The organism is Methanomassiliicoccus luminyensis B10 (genome assembly GCF_000308215.1).
Taxonomy (GTDB): Archaea; Thermoplasmatota; Thermoplasmata; order Methanomassiliicoccales; family Methanomassiliicoccaceae; genus Methanomassiliicoccus; species Methanomassiliicoccus luminyensis.
Genome location: NZ_CAJE01000023.1, coordinates 18568 through 41678, shown reverse-complemented (window position 1 = coordinate 41678; position 23111 = coordinate 18568). Strand labels below are relative to the sequence as shown.

Sequence of the window (23111 nt, the reverse complement as noted above, 5' to 3'; positions counted from 1 at the left end):
GCTCCGGCTCTCGTTCTAAAGCGAACTCAGACCCGCACCAGGTTGTACATGAAGCCCCTCAGCCCATCCAGCGCGGTGACGCCTTGCAGGGATATGCGATATTTCCCGCCCTTGCGGTCCTTTCTCACGTACCCTCCTTTCTCCAGGGTCTTAAGATGGAACTGCAGGTGCCCGGTCTTCATGCCCAGCTCCTTGCTGAGCTCGGAAAAGCCCATCTCCCCGTTCTCCAGATGGGCCAGTATGTCCAGCCGGGCGGGGTGGGCCAGCGGTGCCAGGGCCTCTGACGCTGTGACCGAGTCCAGGGGAGAGGCTTGCGTAGGCACGACATTCGGCGGCAGCTCCCCGGCCTTCTTCTCTATCCTGATGGCCAGGGTCAGCACGGTCCTGATCTCCGAGATGAGCACGAGCACATATTTTTGGCATTGTCCAGATTCGCAGTCCGAACCGAGCCCCCGGACCCCATTCTCTATCTCGTCGAGCATCGATATGGCTCGATCGTAGTCTCCACTCATGTAAGCCAGGCTGATAGCTTCCACCTTGCTCTGCATCTGGTTCTTGCAGAACTTCCGCTTGGAGCAGTCGTAGATGTTGTCCATGCATTCGATGCGGTCCACGACCTCGTTCTTGCTGAACTCGTCGAACACCTCCTGGACCTGCTTCAGCACCAGCTTCCGGTACTCTCTCTCCTTGGAAGCGATGGTGGCGGCGCGCAGCGCGTCGAAATCCTGCTCCAGGTCCTCCAATCGCTTTTCCAATGAATCGCTTTCCACAGCACCACCTTAATACATTTATGTTAAAACGTTATAGGCATATATTAAACATGCCATCATGGAGGGTGGAGGCATCGAATGAGCACCTTAGTCACCTATATGTCGACCACGGGCAACACCCAGATGATCGCCGACTCCATTTTCGAGGCGGTCCCTGGCAAAAAGGAGATCAAGCCAATGGATGAAGTGAAGAACCTCGACGGCTACGACCTGGTATTCGTGGGGTTCCCGGTAAACTCGGGCGGGGCGCCCAAGAAGGCCCAGGAGTTCCTTAAGGACAAGGCCGCAGGAAAGAAGATAGCGTTGTTCGTCACCCATGCCATGTCCCCGGAGGCTCCCCCGCTGCAGGGCATAATTAATAACTGCCGGGCCGCCGCAGAAGGCGCGAACCTGGCGGGCTTCTTCAGCTGCCAGGGCGTACTGGACAAGGACCTCGCCACCAAGCTGATGAGCTCGCCCGACCCTGCCATGAGGATGTTCGGGGAGCAGCGCCACCTGACCACGGGACACCCCGACGCCGCCGACCGCTCCAGGGCGCGCGCGTTCGCCAAGGAGATCGCGTCCGGGAACGAGTGAACCGTGAAGGGATAGGGAGGTGCAGGCCCTTGGGGCCTGCCCCCTCATCAAATATCCTGAATGCGATATGGTTTTGGACCTCAGCGGCCCGGGTCTAGGAATGGGCCGGCACCTTACACGCCCCCGGGCTTGATGATCACGAGCGCCGGACAGAACATTTCATGGAGCGCATACAGATGAGCTACGGCATATCCATCGACGTTGGCACCAGCGGCACCAGGATGCACGCTGTCGACCTGAGCGACAATAAGATCGTATCGACCGCCATCACCGTCCGCCACCCCGTTCCGGGCGCGAACGTGATGGACCACTTGACATTCTGCATCCAAGTTGACAGGGGCATAGCACACCGGCTGCTGATAGATACGTCCAACAAGCTGATGAAGATGCTGGAGATCGACCTGAACAAGGTAGAGAGGGTCGCGATATGCGGCAACCCCATCCAGCTGTCGATGTTCCAGAACATGGAGATACGGGACCTCGCGTTCGCTGGCGAGCAGGCCCTCAAGTCGAGAGGCGTGGTGCCGCAAAGGCGGGACGCCCGCGTGATCGACGCCGTCGATCTGGGCCTGGAGCTTCCGGACAAGGTGCAGGTCATGATCCCTCCGGCCATACGCCATGAGATCGGCGCCGACGCGCTGGCCATGATGTACCAGACCAAGCTCCTCGAGCAGAAGGAGAACATTCTGGTGACCGACTACGGCACCAACGCCGAAATGGCGCTTAAGGTCGGCGATGAGATCCTCACCGGCTCGGCGGCCGCCGGTCCGGCCATTGAGGGGCAGTCCATCAAGGCGGGCATGCTCGCCTCCCCCGGCGCCATCAGCGACGTCAACTCCGACGGGTACTGGAGATGCACCGTCCTTGACGACGCCATCACCGCTCAGAACGGGGACTTGATCGAGCCGAACACCGGCAGCGTGGTGGAGCCCGGACCGATGCACGGACGTGCCCTGGGAGTAACGGGAACGGGGGTCATCGCCGCCATCGCCGTGGCCATGGAATACGGCCTCATCAAGTGGCCCCACATCACCACCGCGGACAACATGCTGCATCTGCAGGACGGGATCACTCTCACCGAGCACGATGTCCTGGAGGCCGCCAAGACCTTTGGGGCCATGAGGGCCGGCCACTTCACCCTGCTTGAGCATGCCGGCCTCATGTTCGATCAGCTCGACGTCATGTACATGAGCGGAGCGTCCGGGACCTACGTCGACGCGCTGAAAGCTCAGCGCGTGGGCCTCCTTCCCCCCACGCCCAAGAAGATCTACCAGTTCGGCAACACCTCGCTGGCCATGGCGACGGACCTGGTTAAGGACCCCGAGCTACTCGATCACCTCCAGACACTGGCGAACTCGATACGCGCCAACCATGTGATGTTCGCCAGCGACCCGATATTCGAGAAGGTGTTCGTTCAGGAGCTGGCGTACTGGCAGGAAGGTATGCCCATGGACATGTACAACATGATGCTGGAGATGGCGGAGATCCAGCCCCTCCCTTCGGAGATCAGGCCGGCCGAGGTCATCAGGGTGGTCAAGAGGGACATTCCGGACCTGGGGTCGAAGGGGCTCAAGGTCCTGAGGGACATCGGGGTGCATCTCAGCGGCTCCTTCGAGGGCTGCATCGGCTGCGAGGCGTGCGTGAAGGAGTGCCCCGAGCATGCCCTAAAGGTGTCGCAGGCAGGGGACGGGTTCGAGCTTGAAGTGTCCTCGGACCTGTGCAATGGGACGGCATGCATGAGGTGCGAGCGCGCCTGCCCCGAGAAGGTCTACCGGTTCAACGAGCTGCACAAGGGCCTGGTGAACGCCGGGTGATCCTTGTAAGACGGGGGCAGGGCGCTTGGACGACTATGTCATAGTCCGGGAGGGACGGACCGTCGGCTCGATGGGCGTGAGCGAGAGGGGGGTCTGCATAGTCGGCGGGCCCGGCACCGATGACATGGGGCGGCTGGCGAAATGCCTGGGAACGATCCCCGGCACCATCTGGAAGCGTAACGGCTCCCTGGTGGTGGACCTGCTGAGGCCCCGGAGCACCCCGGGGGCGGTCCTAAGGCTGGTCCGCAGGGAGGTCGAGAGGGGCGGCTTCGTCCTGCGGGGAAGGTCGACCAGGCGCTGAGGATGGGGCTTTGACCTCCAAACGTTCATCTACGATGGCGCGATAATCAGGGAGGATAACATGGCGGGCGTGCCCATTCAGGACCAGAGGCAGAAGGGGCTCATGTGGAGGTCGGTCCTCACCATCGTGGCCTCCTTCGCCTGGCTGGTCTTCATCGTGATCTGGCTCTATTTCTTCACCGGCGACCTGAGCTCAAGCCAGAACCTGGCGGTGATGCTGGTCTCGGTGCTCATCCTCCTGGCCGTGCTGATAGTGGCATGGGTCACCTGGGGGATCAAGTACCCGAGGCCGCAGATGCCCCAGGGTTACGGGTACTACCTTCCCAACCCGAAGAAGAAGTCCGTCATCGGCGGCCTCACCGGCATCATCTGGCTGACGTTCATGGTGATCTGGCTATTCTTCTTCGCCTCCGACTTCACGCTGTACCAGAACCTCGGCGCGGTGCTCGCTTCCGCGCTCATAGTGTTCGGCGCGGGGTGGGCGATATCGATGCTGGTGCGATGATGAAATAGTCGCGGCTGCCTTGTTAGCCACGGCATGTTCAAGGTCAGAATAGAGGACCTGACCGATCTGGTGTTCGGGCTCGCCCTGTCCATAGGAGCCATAGCCCTCATCAACCGTTCCGAGGACGACATCTCCGACGTACTCACCGGCCTGTTCTGGTTCACCTTCAGCTTCCTCATCCTCATCTCGGTGTGGATCTCGTACTCGCGCATCATCTCCCGCCTCAAGATCGAATCGCCCCGGCTGCTGGTCCTCAACGTGGCCCTCCTTCTCCTGGTGGCCATCGAGCCGTACCTGCTGAACGTCATGGCCTTCGACGTCAACTCCCAGAACTATCCCGAACTGCTGAACGGGGCCTCCACGCTGTACGCGCTGGACCTGGGAGGGATATGGCTCATCATGGCCGGCTTCAATCAGCAGGCCTTCCGCCAGGGAGTGGAGGGGCGCGAGGCCTTCGTGGCCGCCCGCAATTCCCGCCTGATCGACGCGGCCATCTTCCTCGCCTCCGCCCTCCCGGTCTTCTGGACCCTGGCCCTGTTCGACCTGCCGGTGCGCTTCCTCATCTGGTACGTGTCCATCCCCCTGGGGGTGATCGGGCACGGGTACCTGGTCAGGCGGGCCCGCGAGAGGTATGGCGGAGAAGATGACGGAGCGTGAGATCGGCCCCGCGCCCGCGCGGTGGGATTGAACGCTTTATTAGGCCCTCGCCGATGATGATATCATGGACAATGGGCACAAGGCCGGGCTCCTCCTTCTGGCGGGAGGGGCGCTGTTCCTCCTGGGGATCCACGTTGCCGAAGCGCTGTACCCGGGGTACAGCGTGAGCGGGAACAAGATAAGCGATCTGGGGACGGGCCCGGCGGCCCCCTCCCTGATCTTCAACTCCTCGGTGTTCCTGTTCGGGCTCCTGGGGGCGCTGGCCGCCCTCCTCCTGCGGCGGGACGCCCCGGACCGCAAGCTGGCGTGCGCGCTGGCGTTCTCCGGCATCGGGGCGATGGGGGTGGGAGTGTTCCCTTCGAGCGTGGGCGCCCCCCACACGATCTCGGCATTCCTGGCGTTCTTCTTCGGGGCCCTGGTGGCGGTGCTCTCGTACCCTCGCGCAGGAAAGCCGCTGGGATACCTGGCGGGGGCGCTGGGGATCACGAGCCTGGCGGCCCTGGCCCTCTTCGCCGCCGACATATACCTGGGGCTGGGGGCGGGAGGGATGGAGCGCATGGTCCTCTACCCCGTCCTGACCTGGACGGTGGCGCTGGGAGGGCTGCTGGCCGGCCGCTCCGGGGACGCGCCGGAGGAGCGCGGGACCCGGCGGGCCCGGGACGATGAATATATACCACCTCGGCAGGAATAATACAGGCATGGACGACCGTCGGAAGGCGGGTTTCCTCATCTTCATCGGTGGGGCCATTTTTTTGCTGGGGCTGCACATGGCCGAGATACTGTATCCTGGCTACAGTGTCAGCCAGAACTACATCAGCGACCTTGGGGTGGGCCCGGAGCCGTCCGCAATGCTGTTCAACGGCTCGCTGTTCCTGTTCGGGCTCCTGGGGCTGACAGGTTCCTACTTCCTATGGCGAGATGGCGCCGACCGAGTGGTGCCGGTGCTGCTGGCCATTTCCAGCATAGGGGCCATGGGAGTGGGGATATTCCACGAGTACGTGGTCGCCTACCACAACACCTCGGCCCTCCTGGCGTTCCTGTTCGCCGCTCTGACCGCGCTGCTCTCCTACCGCCTGGTGGGAAGGCCGCTGGGATACCTGTCCGCGGCCCTCGGGCTGATGAGCATGGGGGCGATCGTGTTCGCGAACCTGGGCTACGATCTGGGCCTCGGGGTCGGAGGGATAGAGCGCATGATCCTCTATCCCGCGTTCATCTGGATGATCGGCCTGGGGGCGCTGCTGGCCAGCAGGGTATGCGTCACGGGGAGCGCCGTCACCGAACAAGCTCGCTGATGGGGCGGGACTGCCGCTTCCCCTTCCGCCTGCTCACGTACACGTTGCGCCCGTTCTTGGTGATGGTGAAGATGTCGTCGAACTCCTCGATGAACTCCCTCACCCCCTTCTTCCCGTAGTCCTTGAAGTCCAGGTCCGGGGCGAGCCTCTTGACCTCCTTGGAGATCTGAGGCAAGAACGCGGTCCCGTCGTCCTTGACCACGGCGTCGAAGGCGGCGGTGATTATCTTGAGCACGTCGATCTGGCTGCGTATGGGGACCATCGGCTCGGGCCGGGCCTCCGGCTCCGGCGCGGGCTCCTCCGCCGGCATGGGCTCGGGAGTAGGGAGCAGTTCCTCTGGCTCGACCCTCTGGACCTTCTGGACCAGCATGTTCTTGCCCCTGCGCAGCAGGGTGAAATGGGAGGGAAGGGCCTCCAGCAGGTGCGATATTTTCTCCTTCCCGTACTTCGCGCTGTCGAAGCTGGGGTCGATCTTGCGGGCGACCTTGAACAACCTGAACGTGTCCACGGTGCCATCGCGGTTCTTTTCGGCGGCCTCGTAGGCCTGATTCAGCAGGGGCAGGGCGTCCAGGGCGGTACGTCCCTCCGAGCGCTCCGGCGCCGGGGCGGCCTCGCCCTCCCTGCGCTCGGGAGCGGGGCACGGCCCCGACGGCGTGGGGGAGAGCTTCTTGTCCCCGGCCCTGCGCACGAATATGGCGCCATGGTCGGAGCGCTCCACCTCGAACACGTCGTCCAGCTCCTCGATGAGGTTGAGCAGGGAGGGCTTCCCGTAGCTCCTGGTGTCGAAGGCGGGGTCCAGCCTCCTCAGGGCGGCGCCGATATCGCCGTTGAGCGCGCGGCCGTCGTCGTTGACGGCGTAGTCGAACGCCTTGTTCAGTATGTCCATGGCGTCGCGCGGCACCTTCCTGGGGCGGGGGTGGGCCTTGGGGGTCGGAGCTTCCCTGTCCTCTTCCTCCTCCACGCCCTTGCCCAGGTTCTCGGTGGACACGAACACGTCGCAGGCGCGCCGGAAGGAGTCGTGCGTTTCCTTCTTGCCGATGCCGATCACGAAGAGCCCGTGCTCCCTGATCTTAATCGCCAGGGAAGTGTAGTCAGAATCGCTGGAGACGATGACGAATCCCTTGACGATGCCGTCATGGAGTATGTCCATGGCATCGATGATGAGCGCGATGTCCGTGGCGTTCTTGGTCACGTGGCGATTGGATATGTTGGGGAACTGCTGGTAGGGGGTCAGGGCGTACTCCTTGAGCTTGGTCTTCCAGGTGTTGACCTGCCCACCGGCGGTCCAGTTGCCGTACACGCGGCGGATGATGACCGAGCCGTACTTGGAGGCCTCGGCGAGCATGTCCTCGATGTGCGTTGCGGAAGCGTTGTCCCCGTCGACCAGGAACGCCAGCTGCCTGTCCTCTATCCTCTTCTCGTTCATCGCATTTCTCCAGGCGTTATAGGTGCCAGTATTATTGGGACATATAATAAACTAGCTCAACGGCTCTCGATAGCCTGCTGTTGTTCGGGTCCTGCTCTCCCTGCCGTCACCATGGCCGGCCCCCCGTGTCCACGACCCTGCGGTTGTATTCCTTGGAGGTCCTCCAGGCGTCGTAGACCTGCCACGCCCAGACAAAGGCCGCGATCACGGCCGGGACGATGAGCCAGAAGAAGAACAGGAGGACGGCCACGATGAGGAATATGGCCGCGCCCTGGACGAACCTGCGCAGGTACACGTGGCCCAGTCCGGGCACCAGGATGGCCAGTATGACGGCCAGGGGGGTGCTCTTCACCCATGGCCGGCGGGATGGCCGCCAGGGCGGCGGGGAGGGGTCGGGGGCCTGGTACGACCTCGGGACCTCCTCGTCGGTGCCGAAGCCTTCGTCGAACGGCCGGCTGATGTTGTCGACGACCTTCCTCCCCCGGACATCATACCACGGTGATGACGGTGACTCGTCGCGGACCATTTCCATTGCCTCGATTTTTCCACGTCGCCCGACGTACATTAGGGTTGGGTCACATATCCTTATGAGTTGGGCCAGCGTTCTCGTGGTCAATGGACGACGTGGACGTCCGCCTGTGCGGCATGCTCATTCTCGACTCCCGCATCTCCTACCGGGACCTCTCGGACCGGCTGGGCCTCAGCATTCAGGCGGTCCACCGGCGCATCCAGGTGCTTCAGGCGCACGATGTCATCAGGGGATTCACCGCCTCTCTTTCGTTCAGCTACCTCAATGCGGCGGTGGCGTACATCTTCGGGACATCAGAGGCCAAGAGCATGGACCAGGTCGTGCAGGCCCTCTCCCTCGACGACCGCACCTACATTGTAGTGGTCACCGGGCGGAACCGCCTATCCATCGGGGCGGTGCTGCGAGATCACTCCGATCTCGATGATTACGTGGGGTTTGTTAAAAGGGAGGCGAAGCTGACCGACCTGGCCATCGGACTGATGTCCATGACCCGGGTAGGGGCGGACAGGACCGCCGCAGCGGACCGGGAGGCCTCGCTGACCCCGTTGGACTACCGTATCGTCCGTACCCTGAAGGACGATTCCAGGCAGCCTGTGGAGGACATCGCCTCCGAGCTTCACGTCTCCGCCGCCACTGCCCGCAGGAGGCTTTCCAGGCTCATTGACATCGGGGCCATCAGCACTACCATCGACTGGCATCCCTCGGCGTCGGGGGAGATCGTGGCGCAGCTGCACATCCGTATGAATCAGGGAGCGGACCGGTCCAAGGTCATCAACGACCTGGCCGGAAAGAGCGACGGCCGCATCATCTCGGTTATCACGTTCAGCAACCTCCCGGACTTCATCTTCCTGGTGGTCTGGGCCCCTACTCTAAAGGGCATCGACGAGATCACCGGCATCGTCCGGGACGAGGGGGGTGTGGACTCGGTGTTCCCCGACATCATCATCTCGGAGCACCGATTCGATACGTGGGTCGATAGGCTGGTGGCCGAGAGGGCGGCCAGCGGAAGCGTTCTGAAGGATTATCAACAGAGTCGTTGACGCGTCGCACATCTTGATGCCTTCCATTGCCGTTATTTCCCGCACCGCTTGAACACGCGGATATCAACCGTCGAAGGCCTCGCCGTCTACGGGCCCGGGAACGGCCCGGGGACATGATGACATGGATCTGATAAGCGTTGAGACAATGAAGGACGGCCTTATTGTTGGGGCGGCGGTAGGCGCCGTGAGCGCCGTCGCGGTGATGGCCATAGGGCCTCACTTGACTGACGTATCTGGCAATGTGGCGGGCTGGGCGGGCAAGTGGGCCCTGATCTCGGTGGTGTTCGGCGTGTTCGCCGCGATCGCGTACGGCGCGCTGTCCCAGCAATGGGACTGGGGACCGCAGCATTTCCTGGTCCTGGCGGCCGGGCTGGCCGTCGCGCTGACGGCGATGGAGTTCCTGCCGATATACGGTGGCGGCTTTGCCCCCAACTGGCAGCTGTACACGGTGCTGAACTTCGTCTACGCCCTGGGGTTCGGGTACCTGATCCCCCTGCTGCACTAGGCGCACCATGCTGCCTGTTGGACTGGAGGAGTTGAAGAGGAAGGCAAGGGCTGAGGGGGAGGCGTTCGTTCCTGTCCTGGAGCGGGACGGCCTCCGCCTCGGGCTCATCGCAGCTCATCGCCAAGGGAGGGTCATGCTCTGCATCGAGGCGTTGCTGATATTGCTGCCCACGGGATCGCCGGTAGACCGCCTGGAGCTTGAGGCCAAGGTCGGATGGCTATGCCGCTGGGTAGAGATGGGGTATACGCTCCAGCACTTCGACGGCGAGTGGGTGGTGGCGATCAAGCGTTCGAACGATGACGACGTGCAGGCAGAGCTGGATAGGCTGCTCGGCACGCTCGGTGAAGGAATTTAAAGGCGAGGGCGCATAGGCTCCCTCATGGCCGTCCTTCGTTCCATCACCATGCGCAACTACCGAAGATATCAGGGCGAGGTCGAGCTGGAGCTCGGGGACGACGTGACGGTCATATCGATGCCCCTGGGGAATGGGAAGACCACTGTCCTGGAAGCGATAACATGGTGCCTCTTCGGGAGCGGGGCCGCTGACACTTCAGAGATCGCCAATGCCCAGGAGATGTGCCGGGGCGGTGCCGAGGTCATGGTTGCTTTGGGGTTCGAGGGGGGCGCTCGCCTGGAGAGGTCCGCCTCCTGCCCCGCGGATGGCGGGGCGGAAGCACAGAACATCAGGTGGTCCCTGGTCGACCAGAACGGCAAGGCGGCCCAAGGAAGGCCCAACGACGAGGACGAGTTCATCGACCTCCAGGAGGAGCTGTTCCCCAACGCCTGCGCGTACTCCAACCTAGTCAGCGGACCCGGCCTCATGGGCGGCTCCGGCAGGATCGAGAAGGCGGTGATGGCCAGCGGCGAGTGGTGCTGCACCGACCTGCCGCTCAGAGCGGGGGCGCAGGCCACCGCACTGTTCTTCGAGGCCTGCCCGAGCTCGATGATCGACCTGGTGGCCTACGACCCCATAGGGCGGCCGGAGGTGGGGATCGACCCTGGCGGGGAGGTGGAGGCCCAGGAGGTCCAGATGGCCCTGCTCGCCCACTCCCTCGGATTCATCAAGGCCCATGACCGGGACGGCAACTGCCCCATCTTCCTCGACGATCCCTTTCATGGCATGGGCGCCGAGCTCAAGGGACGCGCGCTTCGGGCCATGCTGAACTTCTTTGAGGGGCGCCAGGTCATCTTCCTATTATCCGACCCCTCAGAGGTGGAGGCCCTCCGCGCCGCCGGGGCGGTGGACAAGGAGCTGGAGATCTGGGGCTGAGACGGCCGCTCGACGCTGAGATCCTTACTTCTCAACGAATTTTCCAACGAGCATCTTGGATTCTCTAACAAAGTCAGGTATGCTGTATGCATCTATTCCCGTCACCGCTGCAGTGACCCCAATCATTCCTTCTTCGTCAGTCATCCATTCGTTATCTTTTCCCCTTTCGACGGTCAACTGGGTGCCCTTGTTCTCCTCGATTTCCCCCTCATATGCCGCGAACTTGCGTTTCGTTATCCCATTCTCATAAAGGGAGAACCAATAAGATCCGACAGAGCCTGAACATCCCATGACAAAGACCGTTGTCGCCCTGATCTCAGAAAGCTTCCTGAGCTCCTCATCCATCATAGATATGGACATATCGGGATCGAAAATTACAGTCCAATCATTCATTTGCCAAATTGCGATCTCTCCATGATCCACATCATCAAGCGTGTTCACGGCCTTAACGGCAGTCCCGTCATCCTGGGCATATCCAATCTCTCGCATAATGTCTGGGAAGTTCAATCGGTGCATGCCCTTCAAAAAGACATAAGATGCGTGAAGGCTCATTGCATATGAATCCCCCATCATGAATTTAAAATGCACTATGGCATTCTTTGGTAAAGCGATGCGACACCTTTCGCGGCGAACAAGTTATATCAATCACCTGCCCGCACTTCGAACATATGAGCCCTGTCAGGAACATCAGCACGGAGCAGATGAAGGAGGCCGCCAAGGAGGACAAGTGCACCATCCTGGACGTCCGGGAGAAAGTGGACTTCGAGGCGGAGCACGTGCCCCTCGCCATCAACATGCCCATCGATGAGCCGGACGAGGACGTGAAGGACCTAGACAAAGACAAGACCCTGATCGTGTACTGCCGGGCCGGCGGGGAGAGCAGGAAGGTGGCCCAGGACCTCTCGGAGCAGGGGTTCAAGGACGTCCGGGTCCTGGAGGGCGGGTTCATGGGATGGAAGAGGGGCGTGCAAAAGGAGTTCATGAAATGAACGCACCCCCGGACCGCTGGAGCGAGGTGCCGGTGAGGGAGGTGGACGACCGGCCGCCCACCAGCGGGCTCGAGTGGAGGGTCCCCGCCACCATACTGACGCTGGCCGCATGGCTGGCCTTCGTCATCCTGTGGCTGTCCTTCTTCGCCTCGGACCTGGACATATATCAGAATCTGGCCATGGCGCTCATCTCCCTAGTGGTCCTGTTCGGCGCGCTGGGTGCGGTCTGGGCGGGGTTCGGCATGCGCATGAGAATGATGTACGGCCCCGGCCGCGAGTGGTCCCGCCCCGCCGGGGAGCGGCGGGAAAGGTGGGCAAGGCGGATCATCTGGCTGGGATGGGCGGTGTTCCTAGTCCTCTGGCTGCTGTACTATGCCGACGGCTTCACGGGATTCCAGAACCTCGCGGTGCTGATAGCCTCCCTGCTGGTGGCCGGCGCCCTGTCCGCGGCGGTCCGCGCGGCGTGGTCCCGCTGACGCTGTTGACATAAGGGCAGGGCACGTCCTCATCGTGACGTTATGTTATCTTTTGTGAGAGTCATAGCAGGACGTTATTATAATTTAGAATCGTCCCGCCGCAGGTGAACGCCAGGAGATTCAACGCCATATGCATCGGTATGATGGTGATCGTGACCGTCATAGCGATGACCATGGTATACTACGGCCCCGGCGGACTGGCGGGCGAGGACCGGCACATCGATCTCAGCAAGCTCTCGCCGCTGGCGGCGGACGCTTCCGAGAACCCCTTCCTGAAGTACAACATCAACACCGGCCTGGCCGTGGCGGTCATAGGCAGCTTCGGGCTCATGACGGTGGGCCTGGTGGTCCTGTTCCAGGACGGCCCCGTGCTACCGCACCGAAGACGAAGATGATGATGATGCTTTCCTCCCCGACATAAGCAGCGCCGGGTCGAACATGGACGGAGGGAGCACCTCGCCCTCCAGCAACCTGCTAATCCTGAGGCCGCCGGCGACAGAGGTCAGTATCCCGATCCCGTTGCATCCCAGGTTATAGTACAGCGCCCCGTTCCCGGGGTCCTGTCCCACCAGCCTCACGTTGGGGGACGTATACCCCATCAGCCCCTTCCACTGGACGTCCCGGGGCCCCTCGTACCCTTGAACGGTGCGGGCCATGAACCCCTCGATGAGGCCGTAGAACTCCTCGTCCCGAAGGCTCTCGTCCTCGGGCCCCTCCCCCGGGCGCAGCTGAAGGTCGGGCCCTCCCGCCGAGGTGAGCCAGCGGTCCCCGAACCTCCGCCTGGTGACGTAGTAGTACGGTCCATTTCCGGAGGGGCCGGGGAAGAACACCTTGACCCCGGGGCTGCCGGCGGAGGAGTACTTGCCGATCATGTACCCTTCCACCCCGCGCACCGCCCCCTTTCCCACCGGGAAGGCACAAGCCTCGTAGCGAGGTTCCGGATACCCGTTGGTGCACATGACAACGCTCCCGGCGTGGACCGCGTGGCCATTGACCTTCACCGCCGCTCGGTCCCCCAGGCGCACCGAGGACGCCGCGGAGCGTTCGTAGATGCGGAAGCGGTTCCCGTAGCGCTCTGCCAGGCGCTCGGCCAGCTTCTCGGCGAGCACCGCGCTGTTGATCGTCCCCACCCTCGTTCCCATCGCGGCGATGTAGCGGGGGTCGCGCGACCACAACGCTTCCAGCAACCCCTCCCGGGTCACCGCGCGCACGCCCTTGGGGATGCTGGGCACCTCCTTGATGATATCGTCCGCGATCAGGACCTGGCCCCTTGTGCCGGCGGGAGCGCCTTCCTCCAATCGCCCCTGCAGGTCCTCCAGGGACGAGAGGGCAAGATGGCCCTGGACGTCCTGGAGCAGCTCTTCCGCGTCGATATACTTCAGCATGTCCCGGAGGTGCTTCCAGCCCTCGAACGTCTCCGCAAGTCCCTGCTCCACCAGGGCGGCGCCGTACCTCTCCACGAGCTCAGGGTACGGCACCTCGAAGGCGGCCACCACCTGGCCGGCATTGTGCCCCGTAGCTCCTCCGGCCACCAGGTCCTTCTCCAGCAGCACCACGTCGAGGTCGGTGCGCTCCAGGACGAAGTACGCGGTGGAGATCCCCGCGATCCCGCCCCCGATTATCGCAACGTCGGCGGCGTCGCTCTCCCGAAGCTCCGTCACCGGCCTGGTCCGCCTGAGCTGGGCCAGCCAGGGCGAGGTCGTCTCCGCTCCCATACCCGTTCAATGAGGCCCGTTTTTATTTGAAGCTGCCGCTTTCCCCGCGGCCCCGAGCGGCGCCCACAACGGTCCCGGCGCTCAGCCGTCGGCGATGAGCTTGATGATGTTGGACGGGCTGCCCTCCACGTCCCAGGTCCCCGCCGACAGCACCCAGGTGTGGTCGGAGACCTTCTCCAGCCCCCCGGCCTGGTCCGAGCCGACGATGAGCGTGTATATCCTGGACTGGGTGCGCTTCTTGAAGCTCAGCCACTCGCCCACCAGGTCCTGGTCCGACACCTGGGACATGCCGTCGGTGAAGAACAGTATGTCGGCGCCCCTCCACTCCTTTTCCCTCACGGTCTCCAGCCCCACCCGCAGGGCGGAGTTGAAGTCGGTCCCGCCCTCGAACTGCCGGCACACGATGTCCAGGAGGTTCTGGGCCATCTTCTTCTTGTCCGAGAGGTTCAGCTCGAACTTCCAGTCGTTGGCGGCGAAGAGGATCACTTTGATCTCGCGCTTCTCCCGGGCCATGCGCCTGGCCAGCATGAGGATGAGCGACTTGGCGAGGAGCTCCGGCTCCCCCACCATGGAGCCGGACGCGTCGATGAGGGCCACCACCGGCCCCTTCCTGCGCCTCTCGGGGGCGGCGGACCAGTTCAGCCCCTTCAGCTCGTAGGTAAGAAGCTCGCCCTCCAGCATCTGGGAGAAGAACAGGGTCTGCAGGATGGGCACCTTGAGCTTCAGCAGCTCCACGGGAAGCACGTGCTGGACGTCCTTGGAGCGGCCCAGCGCATACGCCTCTTGAGTAGAGAAGCTCTGGGCCTTCTCCCTCTTGGCCCCGAACTCCACGTCCAGCTGCCCCATCAGGTCAATGATCCTCTGAAGCTGGCTGCTCATCTGGAGCAGCTGGGCCATCCTGTCCACGTCCCGGAGGTAGGCCACGAATACCTCCTCCACCGAGATCTCGTCCTCTCCGGGGGGGAGCAGCTGTTCCATCATAGAGAGCATGCTCAGGTAGCTGCGCAGCTCCTCCATGCCCTCCCGGAGCGCGTCCCCCATCAGGTCCCTCAGCGCGCCCCTCGCCTCCCCTCTGGCGTCGATGGCCTCCAGCTCCTCCACCGCGCGGAGGACGTCGTCCCTCCCTATGGCGGTCTGGCGCTGCCAGGCGTGGACCGTCAGCGCGATCAGTCCGCCCATGGCCCGCTCCTCCTCGGTATCGGAAGGAAGGAGGACGGTCCGGTCCATGATGTCCAGCACCATGGACACCACGCCCCTCAGGGCCATGGCGGCGATGATGTCGCTCTTGGCCGCCATCCCCCTCATCTCGCTCCACGCCGGGGTCTCCTTGAGCAGCCTCAGGACAACGTGGAAAGCCCCGTACCTGGCGGCGTGCCGGCGTGCGTCCACCACCTTGCGGGAACCGAACAGCTCCTGGGCCAGGATGGATGCCATCTCCTCACGCTTGCGGCGGGGGATCCTTCGCGGCCTCCCCACCACCAGGCGCACCGCGTCATCGTTATAGGCTTTCTTCCAGCGCACCATCGCCGACGCGACCATGCCCGCCTCTCTTATTCCACGCGCTCCTCGGTGGTGACGATATCCCTGGTGTCCCCGAGAAGGGATCTCATCTCACCCATGACCGCCGCCTTGCCGTCGTAGATGGACATTATATCCTCGCGGTCCCGGTGAGACAGCCAGATGTTCTCGACGAGAGCCTTGTGAAGCTCGGCCCTTTCCTTCTCCAGGTCTGTCTCAAGCAACCCCAGGTCGTCCTCGAGGTCCTCCACCTCCTGGAGGTACAGGGCCTTCTTGTCCTCGTCCAGGGCCCGGACCACCGGCCTTCCCTTGGACTCGAAGTAGTCCAGGAAGTTCGGGTACATCTTAGGGGTGGTCCTGTTCCTGGTCAGCTGGTACTTCTCCTCCTTGCCGGTGAGGACATAGATGTGATCGGGGCTGTTATGCCCATGCTCCCTGAGCGAGTTCCAGTCGGTGAACTCGCGCTCGCAGCTGTAGCAGGTAACCTTCTCCGGCAGGATGTAGTTCCTGGACAGGGCCGCGGAGGCGTGCAGGTCCTGGAGGTCCTTCTTGGTCCTCTCCAGGTCGACCCCGCCGGACACCGTCATTTCCAGGAGCAGCTTGCGTATGGTGGCCTTCTCCTCCGGCTTGTTCCAGGTCATGTGCTGCAGCAGCGGCAGCATGGTCTTGTCCACGTTCTCGCGGTCCAGGGCGGCCGCGGCCACGCGGAGGACGCGCACGAACTTCTTCCAGCGGCGGTCCGAAACGCTCACCCCCATGGAACGGAACTCTTTGCGAAGGCCCACCAGGGCGTCGAGCACGTCCTCGCCCACCGGGACCGCCTCCGCCCTCTCCTGCAGGACGTCCAGCTCGGCGATGTTCAGCTTGGTGGAGGGCGCGAAGTTCTCGGCATGCCCCAGGATGAGGTCCAGGAAGTTGGTCTCGTCCTGGACGTAGCCGACGTAGTAACGGAACAGGAAGCGGTCGTACAGGGCCTCCAGGCTCTCGTTCTCCTCCGGCAGCTCGTTGGACGCGCCGAACACGGAGTACAGCGGCACGGTCACCAGCTCGGAGCCGTTGTGGTACTTTCTCTCGTTGAGGATGGTGAGCAGGGAGTTGAGGATGGACGAATTGGCCTTGAAGATCTCGTCCAGGAAGGAGACGTTGGCGGTGGGGAGGTATCCCTCGATCTTGCGGCTGAACACGTCCTCCTGGAGGGAGCTGAGGGACAGCGGCCCGAAGATCTCGTCGGGAGTGGTGAAGCGGGTGAGGAGATAGTAGAAGAAGTTCCCCTCCTCGATGGCCTTGCACATCTCCCTAGCCAGCAGGCTCTTGGCCGTGCCGGGGGGGCCGATGAACAGCACATGCTCCCCCGATATCATGGCCAGCAAGGACCCTGCGATCTCGTCCTCTCTCTCCTTGAAGTTCTCGTTCAGCTCATCGCTGAGCGTCTGTATCTTAGACCTCATCGTCCCTTCTCCGTATGAGCGTGTGGTGAAATGAGTTGAGCTAGGCAATAATCCTGAGCCGGGGCTGCAAGCCTCATCGCTCGCGGAATCGCCGGTTCCCCTGACGCACAAGCCTTGTGCCACAAAGAAAACATCAATGCTATTAATATGTTCGAACGAAAGAACACCCGTGAGGGGAGCGCAGGGTAGACTTGCTTTCTGCATGGCACATGCGTCCCGCATGTTACGAGATGAAGAGCATACAGCAGTGTCTCAGGACTTTGTTTATTTGAAAATGGTCTAGCATTGATATCAACCAGCGATGATCTGACCATTGGCGTTATACCGTTAGAGATATGCTGCTCACCCGGCTTGAACCAAAGGACGGAGTTTTGCTAGCAAACCTGATCATTGCATTTTTCCGCCCCCAGGGGCTTCCGAGTTCAGATTCTTCCCCCTTCCAGCTCGAACGGTGTTTCACTTTGTATCTCTACTGAATAGAATGGAAATGCCGGAGCTAAAAATGGCATGAGTTTTTGAAAATCTTTGATAAAGCCATCGGTAAGAACCTTCGCATCGTTTTCGTTCGTTACTGTAATCAATATCTTAGCATCTTCGACAATGAAGTCCACCGATAAGACAGAGCTGTTGCCAATCCAATGGGGTTTACTTTCAGGATTTATCTCCCCTTCGATCAAATAGTAGACCAACCTGTTAGCCCTATCTTCTCCGATGTGGCACGCATCTGCTAGTCTAAATAGGGCGCAGAGAAATTGTAAACGTACTTGGTCCCCATGTATGTGTACGGCGTTCTTTGGTACCTCGGATAGATCATATCTCGATTGGTGATATTTCACAAGATACATCATCGAGTTCTTTAAATCGCCCAATAATGAATAATTTTCTTCAATGATCTGGAGGAGCCTACAGGATTCCCTCGAATGCTCACTCCGCTCACTGCAGGTCAAATAGCCAATGTCGTGCAACCATGCTGCTGAATATAGCAACCTAACTTCAGTGCGACTTAGTTCAAGCCCTTCTGCTTTTAATATGCTGATGAATAGATTAAGGTAACTGATAATGGAAGTTGAATGGACTATGCCATGACCGGTCAGGTCTCTGAAATTTCTCTGAATAAATGGAAAGATCTGGCGGGCCATCTGTTCTGAATCAATTAGCAATTGATCAGATTCAGAATTTGCCAAATGGATATACAGAGCTGCTTCCCGCGAATGAGGCGTCCTGACCACCCTTTAAGTACCTATAATGTGATATTGGTTAATAAATATACCGAAGTCTAATTAGCATACTCGAATCTGAAGGTTATATATACCGCTTATTGTTATACCGTGTGATGGGATACCACCGAAATCCACAATATTCATACCTGAGGGTATAGTATAATTTGTGGACAAATTCCCTAAGATTACACAAGGGGGCAGACAGCATGGTTGATTGGTCGGTCCTGTCAAACGACCTTAAAATATGCTACGTTATTCGTGAATACCGGGAAAAAAAGGAGGGCATCTACTTCACGAAGTTAGTGGAGGAACTGAAAGACGACATGTCTCGATCCACTGTTTCGAAGACCCTGAATAAGCTGTTTGACCTTGGAATTATAGATGGCAACTGGGAGAAGGTCAATGACAAGTGGACTAGGACCTTCAAAATCGCAGGAGAAGCTGAGTACATCATAGACAAGATCTATGATACGACAAAAAGGCCTAAGAAATCCGAATAAATCGGCCTATCTTAGGCCTCTCTGTCTTTATTGTCTCGATGAGGATGTTGTCTGCCTTTAGAGTTTCGTTGATCTTTTTATTCAGCCTATCCAAGAATATTCCGTTCACAAAGTAAGGTAAGCACAATTTGCATATCTCATCATTCTTCTTTTTCAATTTCACGGCCTTACAAAGACAGTCATTTGGAGATGTGTCAATTATGTCACACCCATTTGAATCCAACCTAGGGAAGACAAGTGGCGTAACGATAATCTCCGTTCGGCCCTCGTACTTTGTTATGAATGCTCTAACTTTCGACTCATCCACCGTCGCAAATTTGTAATATGGAGACGCTATCACTGACTCATCAGCTTCGACTTCGACGTTGATGTTTCGAGAAAGAACCTTATTTATGACTTTTTCTATTTCGATATCTGATACATTATTTACACTATTCTTTATCGCATTACATATGGAGTCGGCGATCTTATCTAGATCTTGCTCAGGCGTAGTGATTTTTAGCTTCGGAAAATCGGGGTTGTCTTTTGCCTTAAGGCCATCGACAAAGGGTAATTCCCAAACCAGATAGTCTTCGGACTGCTTGGGAAAATCTTCAAATACGGTCTTACATGGCACTATCTTAATATCTGGATATTTTTTATTAATTATTACATTGGAACCTGCATTCGATAAAAGGCAAGCAACTATTATGTTTTTTGGTTTATATCTCTGCAGCCTGGAAATAACGTTGGTTATTGTATCCGCAGTATGGATAGAATCATCAAAAACCAATACTCTCAGCTTGCTTACCATGCTCTTTTTCGCGTCGATTTCGCTATCGGAGATGACGTTGAATTTTTTTAAACCGGGATATTCAGCGAAGAAATTATCAACTATCCACGCACCCTTTCTATCCACACCAACAAGAGTATCGATCTCTAATGAACTGGATTTGAACAGATTTGCAAGGAGGCCATATATTTCCTTCTTCTTTTCTTGGTGGTTATCGGAGTTTAGGAAGTAATCAAATCCGCTGATAGCAAAATCATCCAGATTTATTCTTCCATGCTCCATATAACTATGGAAGAACATATTTGATATTTATACTAGCTGGGCGGTTAATTGAAAGACCCAGAGAATTGAATCAGTTGTTAATTCCCTCATCATCGACTTTGTGGAGATCATCGTGGCAGGGGTCGAAAGCATGATGTAACATCGGGCACGAAATGACCTCGCCAGAGGTCAGTTCAAGCTCTTCCTGGAGACAACTGGCCTCGGGACGGTATGGTCTCGTGCCGAACGATACTACTTGGAACGGCAACAAAATAATGCGTGCGGTCGATCAGATAGCGAAGGGAGCAGGACGCCTCGGTATGCCGCTGTATTCGAGCAACAGGTCGAAGCACTCGTTCACGCAGCACCAGCTTCTAGTGCTGGCCGTGCTTCGCCGGATGCTGGTGAAGTCATACCGCGAGTTGGCAAAATGGGAGATCTTCACAACGTTGGCAGATGTCTCAATAGTTCGGCGTGCAGTGAGGCGGTGCCTTCAACGGACGCATCGTTGAACACGTAGTATGTTCCATCGTACGTCCTAATCAGCACGCAAGCGCCCGTATCCTTATAGATGGCACCGTTGCAGCTCCCTACCTCGTCGTTGTACAGCCGACCCGCGATTATTTCGTGGTTGCTCAGTCCGAATTCGCGGCTGACGTGGAACGTCCCGTCATTCGGCTCGCAGCTGTCTATGTCCGAATAGGCGATGCCCCAACCATACGGAGGTGCATCGATGCTGACCTTTTCCTCGTCCATCGTGACCGATAACGAACCGCCGACACCACCGGTTATGAACAGGGTCATCGGCAGCATGACCACGAGCAGGAGGATCGATGTGAACGATATCTGCGCCAGGGCCATCTTGTCATTCTTGGAGGGCATCGAGAACCGGGGGCCTTCGTTCCCCTTGGCCTTGTCGCTAACGGGCCGCCCCCGCACCATATTCGCATGCCCGATTTTGGCGGCCGCCAAGAGCTGCTCGTACATCGCTCGTAAATACCAACGATATGTTCATTGAACGGAATGATGGTGAAGAAGGCCGAGGCGGATCATGTCCCCGAGATAGTGGAGATATGGATGGAGTTGATGGATCATCATTCCAATCTCGATCCGTTCTTCACGCGGCGAGTCGACGGGCATGAAAATTACCGGCGCCACCTCGAAACGCTGTTGGGTTCGGATAGCTCCCTTATAGCGGTCGCGATCGAAGACGGCCATGTCATCGGTTACTCCGCAGCGGAGATAGCGTACTATCCACCCGTGCTTGAAAGGGAAAGGTACGGCCTGATAAAGGAGATGGCGGTGAGGCCGTCGTTCAGAAGAAAAGGGGTCGGAGAGCAAATGCTCGCTTACCTCAACGGATGGTTTGACGATCAGGGGGTCGGAAGGATAGAGCTCCGGGTCGTGTCCAAGAACGTCATGGGCCGCTCTTTCTGGGAAAAACATGGTTTCCGAGAGTATAGGCTCATGCTCTATCGGGATGTCGACGGAGGGTCCGGCCATTAGCGGCCCTTGATCTCAAGCTCTCTTCTTCAGCGCCTCCACTGCGGAACCGGCGATGTGGGGGTTGATCTCGTACCCCGCCCCGTTGCGCCCCAGGGCGGCCGCGGCGAGCAGCGTGGTCCCGGAGCCCAGGAACGGATCCAGGACCGTCTCGCCTTTGAAGGTGAAGGCGCGTATCAGCCGCGCCGGGAGCTCGGCGGGGAAGGGGGCGATGTGGTCCCGGCGGTCCCCGCTGGCCTGGGGCGCCATCAGCCACACGTCGCTGTTCTTTATGGACAGCCAGAACTCCTTGTCCAGCCGCGAGGCCTCCTTATCGGCGGCAGGGACGTGGGCGTACTTCTTCGGCCGTAGCGCTCTGGGGATGGGCTTCTCCAGCTCCAGTATGAACTCGTGCATGTTGTTGATCAGGATGCCCCCCGGGTACGGGTAGGTGCCGAAGGGGGCGCGGACGCCGTTGGTCTTGTGCCATACGATGTCCCGCTTGAACACGAAGCCCAGCTCCTCGCACCGGTCGATGGTCCTCCCCACCAGGTTCAGGGTGCGATAGCCCCCGTCGGGCTGCCGGACCGGCAGGTTCATGATATTGATGAAGGCCCTCCGCCCCGGCTGGAGGACCCTGTAGCACTCCGACCACACCCGGCCGATCTCGTCGAACCAGTCGTCCACGGAGTGGACGTCCCCCAGATCGCCCCGCAGCGGCCGGGGGGAGTACATCTTGGTATCGAAGTACGGCGGCGACGTCACCACCAGGTGCACGCTGCCGTCCTCCAGTTCGCCCATGCTCTGCGAGCCCCTGCACAGCACCTCCTGCCTGGTCCCGTTGACCTCGAGAACGGTGCGCTCCGGGACCGGGGGCCGGGGGACCGCGCGCTCGCCCATCTCCCTCAGGTGGGCGATGTCGAACCTCTGCTGCCCGCTGCCGGCGATGGTCACGGGGACCTTTGACTCCCTGACCAGGCGGTGCAGCTCCCGGACCGTCGTGCCCAGGAAGTTGGCCGCCTCGCCGGCGGAGAGGTACCGCCTATCGCTGTAGTCGGAAGTACCGCTCCCTTCCTCCAATCTCACCACGGATAACACTAATGCGAGGAAGGATGGGTTAACCCTTTTGGCGCCAGGTCCCTTACGCCGGAGCGCTCAACCGTACCCGTCCAGCTCGTAGGATGCGTTCCTTCCGGACGCGCAGGCCTCCTGGTGGCGGATGAAGTCCTTGATGGTGTTGCGCAGCACCGTGGCGCTGGTCTCCCCCACCACCTCGCCGAGCAGCTGGTCCCGGCAGAACATCTTGAAGGTAGGAGTGCCCTGGATCCCGTACTGGCTTGCCAGGTCCCAATTGTCCCTCGCGTGTATGCGGGTGAACACCGCCTCGTCCGCCATCTCCCGGGAGAGGTCCTCGTAGATCGGGGCCATCCTCTGGCAGTGCGGGCATTCGGGAAGGTAGAACTCCACCACCACGAGCTTGTCCTTGTTCCTGATGGTCTCGGCGAAGTTCTGCTGGTCCAGCTCCATCACGTTGTGCATCAGCTCTGTCGGGCCTACATCTGCCATATTCTCACCTCTCTTTCCGTGGTGCTGACGTGAGAGGGCCCATTTCATAAACGTTGTTCTTGCCCCTTATCCTCATCGGGCAAGCTCTGGACCGCTGGACGGCCCTCCTGGCGGGGCAGGTGCTCCACCCTGTACTCATGCTTGGGCATGCCCACCCAGAAGACGTGCACCACCGGCGCGGTGTCCGGCTTCGAGTAGTCGGGCAGCATCGTTATGGTCTGGGTCGGGCACACCTCCACGCAGGTGTTGCACCCGATGCACCGGTGCCTCACGATGGTCTGGGTCTTGGCCTCCTTGTCGGTGGTGATCGCCCGGGAGGGGCAGGAGCGCTCGCACTTCCGGCACCAGATGCACTTCTGCATGTCCCACACCACCCTCCCCCGGTTATCGGGGGGGAGGTCCGCCGGCACCGCGGGGTAGGTGGTGGTGAAGGGGCGCCGGAACAGGTTCTTGAGCGCGGAGGTCAGCATGGACATGGGA

Annotated in this window: 29 protein-coding genes; 16 read left to right on the top strand and 13 right to left on the bottom strand. The window is 60.0% G+C overall.

Annotation, left to right across the window (positions count from 1 at the left end; translation table 11 throughout):
• Window positions 1–26 precede the first annotated feature (26 nt).
• Complete coding sequence (locus tag WYS_RS12450; RefSeq protein ID WP_147654245.1) at window positions 27–755, bottom strand: ArsR/SmtB family transcription factor; 729 nt, start codon at window positions 753–755, stop codon at window positions 27–29.
• A gap of 93 nt (window positions 756–848) precedes the next feature.
• On the opposite strand from WYS_RS12450, the gene WYS_RS12445 reads away from it, so the two are divergent.
• The 7 genes from WYS_RS12445 to WYS_RS15385 all read left to right on the top strand — a co-directional run bounded on the left by WYS_RS12445 (window position 849) and on the right by WYS_RS15385 (window position 5914).
• Window positions 849–1346 carry a flavodoxin family protein gene (locus WYS_RS12445; protein WP_019178503.1) on the top strand — a complete coding sequence of 166 codons (498 nt, stop codon included), beginning with the start codon at window positions 849–851 and terminating at the stop codon, window positions 1344–1346.
• Window positions 1347–1507: 161 nt separating this feature from the next.
• On the top strand, window positions 1508–3160 hold the full coding sequence (locus WYS_RS12440; protein WP_019178502.1) for a methylamine methyltransferase corrinoid protein reductive activase: 1653 nt from the start codon (window positions 1508–1510) through the stop codon (window positions 3158–3160).
• Between the two features lie 25 nt (window positions 3161–3185).
• Window positions 3186–3461 carry a hypothetical protein gene (locus WYS_RS12435; protein ID WP_019178501.1) on the top strand — a complete coding sequence of 92 codons (276 nt, stop codon included), beginning with the start codon at window positions 3186–3188 and terminating at the stop codon, window positions 3459–3461.
• A 60-nt stretch (window positions 3462–3521) separates the two neighbouring features.
• Complete coding sequence (locus tag WYS_RS12430; RefSeq protein ID WP_019178500.1) at window positions 3522–3965, top strand: hypothetical protein; 444 nt, start codon at window positions 3522–3524, stop codon at window positions 3963–3965.
• A gap of 33 nt (window positions 3966–3998) precedes the next feature.
• The gene (locus WYS_RS12425) at window positions 3999–4622 is read left to right on the top strand and encodes a TMEM175 family protein (RefSeq protein WP_019178499.1); all 624 of its coding nucleotides are present in this window, start codon (window positions 3999–4001) and stop codon (window positions 4620–4622) included.
• Window positions 4623–4686: 64 nt separating this feature from the next.
• Complete coding sequence (locus WYS_RS15390) at window positions 4687–5313, top strand: DUF998 domain-containing protein (RefSeq protein ID WP_019178498.1); 627 nt, start codon at window positions 4687–4689, stop codon at window positions 5311–5313.
• Window positions 5314–5320: 7 nt separating this feature from the next.
• Entirely contained in the window at window positions 5321–5914 is a 594-nt protein-coding gene (locus tag WYS_RS15385; protein WP_019178497.1) for a DUF998 domain-containing protein, read from the top strand.
• Here the strand turns inward: WYS_RS15385 and WYS_RS15380 are convergent.
• Together WYS_RS15380 and WYS_RS16490 are read right to left on the bottom strand one after the other, a co-directional pair.
• Window positions 5895–7340, bottom strand: a complete 1446-nt coding sequence (locus WYS_RS15380) for an NYN domain-containing protein (protein ID WP_019178496.1) — start codon at window positions 7338–7340, stop codon at window positions 5895–5897. The two genes, WYS_RS15385 and WYS_RS15380, sit on opposite strands and share 20 nt — an antisense overlap.
• 106 nt (window positions 7341–7446) lie before the next feature.
• On the bottom strand, window positions 7447–7866 hold the full coding sequence (locus tag WYS_RS16490) for a DUF6677 family protein (protein ID WP_236993829.1): 420 nt from the start codon (window positions 7864–7866) through the stop codon (window positions 7447–7449).
• Window positions 7867–7955: 89 nt separating this feature from the next.
• On the opposite strand from WYS_RS16490, the gene WYS_RS15370 reads away from it, so the two are divergent.
• The 4 genes from WYS_RS15370 (at window position 7956) to WYS_RS12385 (ending at window position 10684) form a co-directional block, all read left to right on the top strand.
• Window positions 7956–8909: an Lrp/AsnC family transcriptional regulator gene (locus tag WYS_RS15370; RefSeq protein WP_019178494.1), complete on the top strand. Its 954-nt coding sequence runs from the start codon at window positions 7956–7958 to the stop codon at window positions 8907–8909.
• A 121-nt stretch (window positions 8910–9030) separates the two neighbouring features.
• Window positions 9031–9414 (top strand): hypothetical protein, encoded by a 384-nt coding sequence (locus tag WYS_RS12395; protein ID WP_147654243.1) that lies wholly within the window; start codon window positions 9031–9033, stop codon window positions 9412–9414.
• Window positions 9415–9445: 31 nt separating this feature from the next.
• The gene (locus tag WYS_RS12390) at window positions 9446–9769 is read left to right on the top strand and encodes a hypothetical protein (protein WP_147654242.1); all 324 of its coding nucleotides are present in this window, start codon (window positions 9446–9448) and stop codon (window positions 9767–9769) included.
• Between the two features lie 24 nt (window positions 9770–9793).
• On the top strand, window positions 9794–10684 hold the full coding sequence (locus WYS_RS12385) for an AAA family ATPase (protein WP_019178491.1): 891 nt from the start codon (window positions 9794–9796) through the stop codon (window positions 10682–10684).
• Window positions 10685–10708: 24 nt separating this feature from the next.
• Here the strand turns inward: WYS_RS12385 and WYS_RS12380 are convergent, their stop codons facing one another.
• Complete coding sequence (locus WYS_RS12380) at window positions 10709–11236, bottom strand: hypothetical protein (protein WP_019178490.1); 528 nt, start codon at window positions 11234–11236, stop codon at window positions 10709–10711.
• Window positions 11237–11352: 116 nt separating this feature from the next.
• On the opposite strand from WYS_RS12380, the gene WYS_RS15365 reads away from it, so the two are divergent.
• The 3 genes from WYS_RS15365 (at window position 11353) to WYS_RS12365 (ending at window position 12544) form a co-directional block, all read left to right on the top strand.
• Window positions 11353–11673 (top strand): rhodanese-like domain-containing protein, encoded by a 321-nt coding sequence (locus WYS_RS15365; RefSeq protein WP_019178489.1) that lies wholly within the window; start codon window positions 11353–11355, stop codon window positions 11671–11673.
• A complete protein-coding gene (locus tag WYS_RS12370) occupies window positions 11670–12149 on the top strand; it encodes a hypothetical protein (protein WP_019178488.1) in 480 nt (159 codons plus the stop codon). The genes WYS_RS15365 and WYS_RS12370 overlap by 4 nt, the downstream gene beginning before the upstream one ends.
• A gap of 104 nt (window positions 12150–12253) precedes the next feature.
• A complete protein-coding gene (locus WYS_RS12365; protein WP_019178487.1) occupies window positions 12254–12544 on the top strand; it encodes a hypothetical protein in 291 nt (96 codons plus the stop codon).
• Here WYS_RS12365 and WYS_RS12360 read toward each other — a convergent pair.
• The 4 genes from WYS_RS12360 to WYS_RS12345 form a co-directional block, all read right to left on the bottom strand.
• Complete coding sequence (locus WYS_RS12360; protein WP_019178486.1) at window positions 12521–13864, bottom strand: NAD(P)/FAD-dependent oxidoreductase; 1344 nt, start codon at window positions 13862–13864, stop codon at window positions 12521–12523. The two genes, WYS_RS12365 and WYS_RS12360, sit on opposite strands and share 24 nt — an antisense overlap.
• A gap of 81 nt (window positions 13865–13945) precedes the next feature.
• Entirely contained in the window at window positions 13946–15403 is a 1458-nt protein-coding gene (locus WYS_RS15360) for a VWA domain-containing protein (protein WP_019178485.1), read from the bottom strand.
• A gap of 11 nt (window positions 15404–15414) precedes the next feature.
• Window positions 15415–16830 (bottom strand): AAA family ATPase, encoded by a 1416-nt coding sequence (locus WYS_RS16560; protein WP_019178484.1) that lies wholly within the window; start codon window positions 16828–16830, stop codon window positions 15415–15417.
• Window positions 16831–17252: 422 nt separating this feature from the next.
• Entirely contained in the window at window positions 17253–18059 is an 807-nt protein-coding gene (locus WYS_RS12345; RefSeq protein ID WP_147654241.1) for an HD domain-containing protein, read from the bottom strand.
• A gap of 197 nt (window positions 18060–18256) precedes the next feature.
• Here WYS_RS12345 and WYS_RS12340 point away from each other — a divergent pair, with 197 nt between their 5' ends.
• Window positions 18257–18550 carry a hypothetical protein gene (locus WYS_RS12340; protein WP_019178482.1) on the top strand — a complete coding sequence of 98 codons (294 nt, stop codon included), beginning with the start codon at window positions 18257–18259 and terminating at the stop codon, window positions 18548–18550.
• On the opposite strand, the gene WYS_RS12335 is transcribed toward WYS_RS12340, so the two are convergent.
• Both WYS_RS12335 and WYS_RS12330 read right to left on the bottom strand, forming a co-directional pair.
• Window positions 18534–19604, bottom strand: a complete 1071-nt coding sequence (locus tag WYS_RS12335; RefSeq protein ID WP_162137738.1) for a phosphoribosyltransferase — start codon at window positions 19602–19604, stop codon at window positions 18534–18536. The genes WYS_RS12340 and WYS_RS12335 overlap by 17 nt on opposite strands.
• Window positions 19605–20024: 420 nt before the next feature.
• Window positions 20025–20570 carry a PH domain-containing protein gene (locus WYS_RS12330; RefSeq protein WP_019178480.1) on the bottom strand — a complete coding sequence of 182 codons (546 nt, stop codon included), beginning with the start codon at window positions 20568–20570 and terminating at the stop codon, window positions 20025–20027.
• Between the two features lie 36 nt (window positions 20571–20606).
• Between WYS_RS12330 and WYS_RS12325 the strand changes: the two genes are divergently transcribed.
• Complete coding sequence (locus WYS_RS12325) at window positions 20607–21089, top strand: GNAT family N-acetyltransferase (RefSeq protein WP_019178479.1); 483 nt, start codon at window positions 20607–20609, stop codon at window positions 21087–21089.
• Window positions 21090–21101: 12 nt separating this feature from the next.
• On the opposite strand, the gene WYS_RS12320 is transcribed toward WYS_RS12325, so the two are convergent.
• The 3 genes from WYS_RS12320 to WYS_RS15350 all read right to left on the bottom strand — a co-directional run bounded on the left by WYS_RS12320 (window position 21102) and on the right by WYS_RS15350 (window position 23107).
• Window positions 21102–22154 (bottom strand): DNA-methyltransferase, encoded by a 1053-nt coding sequence (locus WYS_RS12320; RefSeq protein WP_147654240.1) that lies wholly within the window; start codon window positions 22152–22154, stop codon window positions 21102–21104.
• A 66-nt stretch (window positions 22155–22220) separates the two neighbouring features.
• Window positions 22221–22631, bottom strand: coding sequence for a thioredoxin family protein (locus WYS_RS12315; RefSeq protein ID WP_162137737.1), 411 nt, complete (start codon window positions 22629–22631; stop codon window positions 22221–22223).
• Between the two features lie 44 nt (window positions 22632–22675).
• Complete coding sequence (locus WYS_RS15350; RefSeq protein WP_019178476.1) at window positions 22676–23107, bottom strand: 4Fe-4S dicluster domain-containing protein; 432 nt, start codon at window positions 23105–23107, stop codon at window positions 22676–22678.
• Window positions 23108–23111 lie beyond the last annotated feature (4 nt).

Excerpts from the sequence above, each read along its gene's own strand:
- WYS_RS15350 (WP_019178476.1), bottom strand. The coding sequence starts at position 23,107 with ATGTCCATGCTGACCTCCGCGCTCAAGAACCTGTTCCGGCGCCCCTTC.
- WYS_RS15365 (WP_019178489.1), top strand. The coding sequence starts at position 11,353 with ATGAGCCCTGTCAGGAACATCAGCACGGAGCAGATGAAGGAGGCCGCC.
- WYS_RS15385 (WP_019178497.1), top strand. The coding sequence starts at position 5,321 with ATGGACGACCGTCGGAAGGCGGGTTTCCTCATCTTCATCGGTGGGGCC.
- WYS_RS12315 (WP_162137737.1), bottom strand. The coding sequence starts at position 22,631 with ATGGCAGATGTAGGCCCGACAGAGCTGATGCACAACGTGATGGAGCTG.
- WYS_RS12425 (WP_019178499.1), top strand. The coding sequence starts at position 3,999 with ATGTTCAAGGTCAGAATAGAGGACCTGACCGATCTGGTGTTCGGGCTC.
- WYS_RS12335 (WP_162137738.1), bottom strand. The coding sequence starts at position 19,604 with ATGGAGCATGGAAGAATAAATCTGGATGATTTTGCTATCAGCGGATTT.
- WYS_RS15390 (WP_019178498.1), top strand. The coding sequence starts at position 4,687 with ATGGACAATGGGCACAAGGCCGGGCTCCTCCTTCTGGCGGGAGGGGCG.
- WYS_RS15370 (WP_019178494.1), top strand. The coding sequence starts at position 7,956 with ATGGACGACGTGGACGTCCGCCTGTGCGGCATGCTCATTCTCGACTCC.
- WYS_RS12370 (WP_019178488.1), top strand. The coding sequence starts at position 11,670 with ATGAACGCACCCCCGGACCGCTGGAGCGAGGTGCCGGTGAGGGAGGTG.
- WYS_RS15380 (WP_019178496.1), bottom strand. The coding sequence starts at position 7,340 with ATGAACGAGAAGAGGATAGAGGACAGGCAGCTGGCGTTCCTGGTCGAC.
- WYS_RS12330 (WP_019178480.1), bottom strand. The coding sequence starts at position 20,570 with ATGTACGAGCAGCTCTTGGCGGCCGCCAAAATCGGGCATGCGAATATG.
- WYS_RS12340 (WP_019178482.1), top strand. The coding sequence starts at position 18,257 with ATGGTTGATTGGTCGGTCCTGTCAAACGACCTTAAAATATGCTACGTT.
- WYS_RS12440 (WP_019178502.1), top strand. The coding sequence starts at position 1,508 with ATGGAGCGCATACAGATGAGCTACGGCATATCCATCGACGTTGGCACC.
- WYS_RS15360 (WP_019178485.1), bottom strand. The coding sequence starts at position 15,403 with ATGGTCGCGTCGGCGATGGTGCGCTGGAAGAAAGCCTATAACGATGAC.
- WYS_RS12445 (WP_019178503.1), top strand. The coding sequence starts at position 849 with ATGAGCACCTTAGTCACCTATATGTCGACCACGGGCAACACCCAGATG.
- WYS_RS16490 (WP_236993829.1), bottom strand. The coding sequence starts at position 7,866 with ATGGTCCGCGACGAGTCACCGTCATCACCGTGGTATGATGTCCGGGGG.
- WYS_RS12385 (WP_019178491.1), top strand. The coding sequence starts at position 9,794 with ATGGCCGTCCTTCGTTCCATCACCATGCGCAACTACCGAAGATATCAG.
- WYS_RS12430 (WP_019178500.1), top strand. The coding sequence starts at position 3,522 with ATGGCGGGCGTGCCCATTCAGGACCAGAGGCAGAAGGGGCTCATGTGG.
- WYS_RS12380 (WP_019178490.1), bottom strand. The coding sequence starts at position 11,236 with ATGAGCCTTCACGCATCTTATGTCTTTTTGAAGGGCATGCACCGATTG.
- WYS_RS12360 (WP_019178486.1), bottom strand. The coding sequence starts at position 13,864 with ATGGGAGCGGAGACGACCTCGCCCTGGCTGGCCCAGCTCAGGCGGACC.
- WYS_RS12395 (WP_147654243.1), top strand. The coding sequence starts at position 9,031 with ATGGATCTGATAAGCGTTGAGACAATGAAGGACGGCCTTATTGTTGGG.
- WYS_RS12325 (WP_019178479.1), top strand. The coding sequence starts at position 20,607 with ATGATGGTGAAGAAGGCCGAGGCGGATCATGTCCCCGAGATAGTGGAG.
- WYS_RS16560 (WP_019178484.1), bottom strand. The coding sequence starts at position 16,830 with ATGAGGTCTAAGATACAGACGCTCAGCGATGAGCTGAACGAGAACTTC.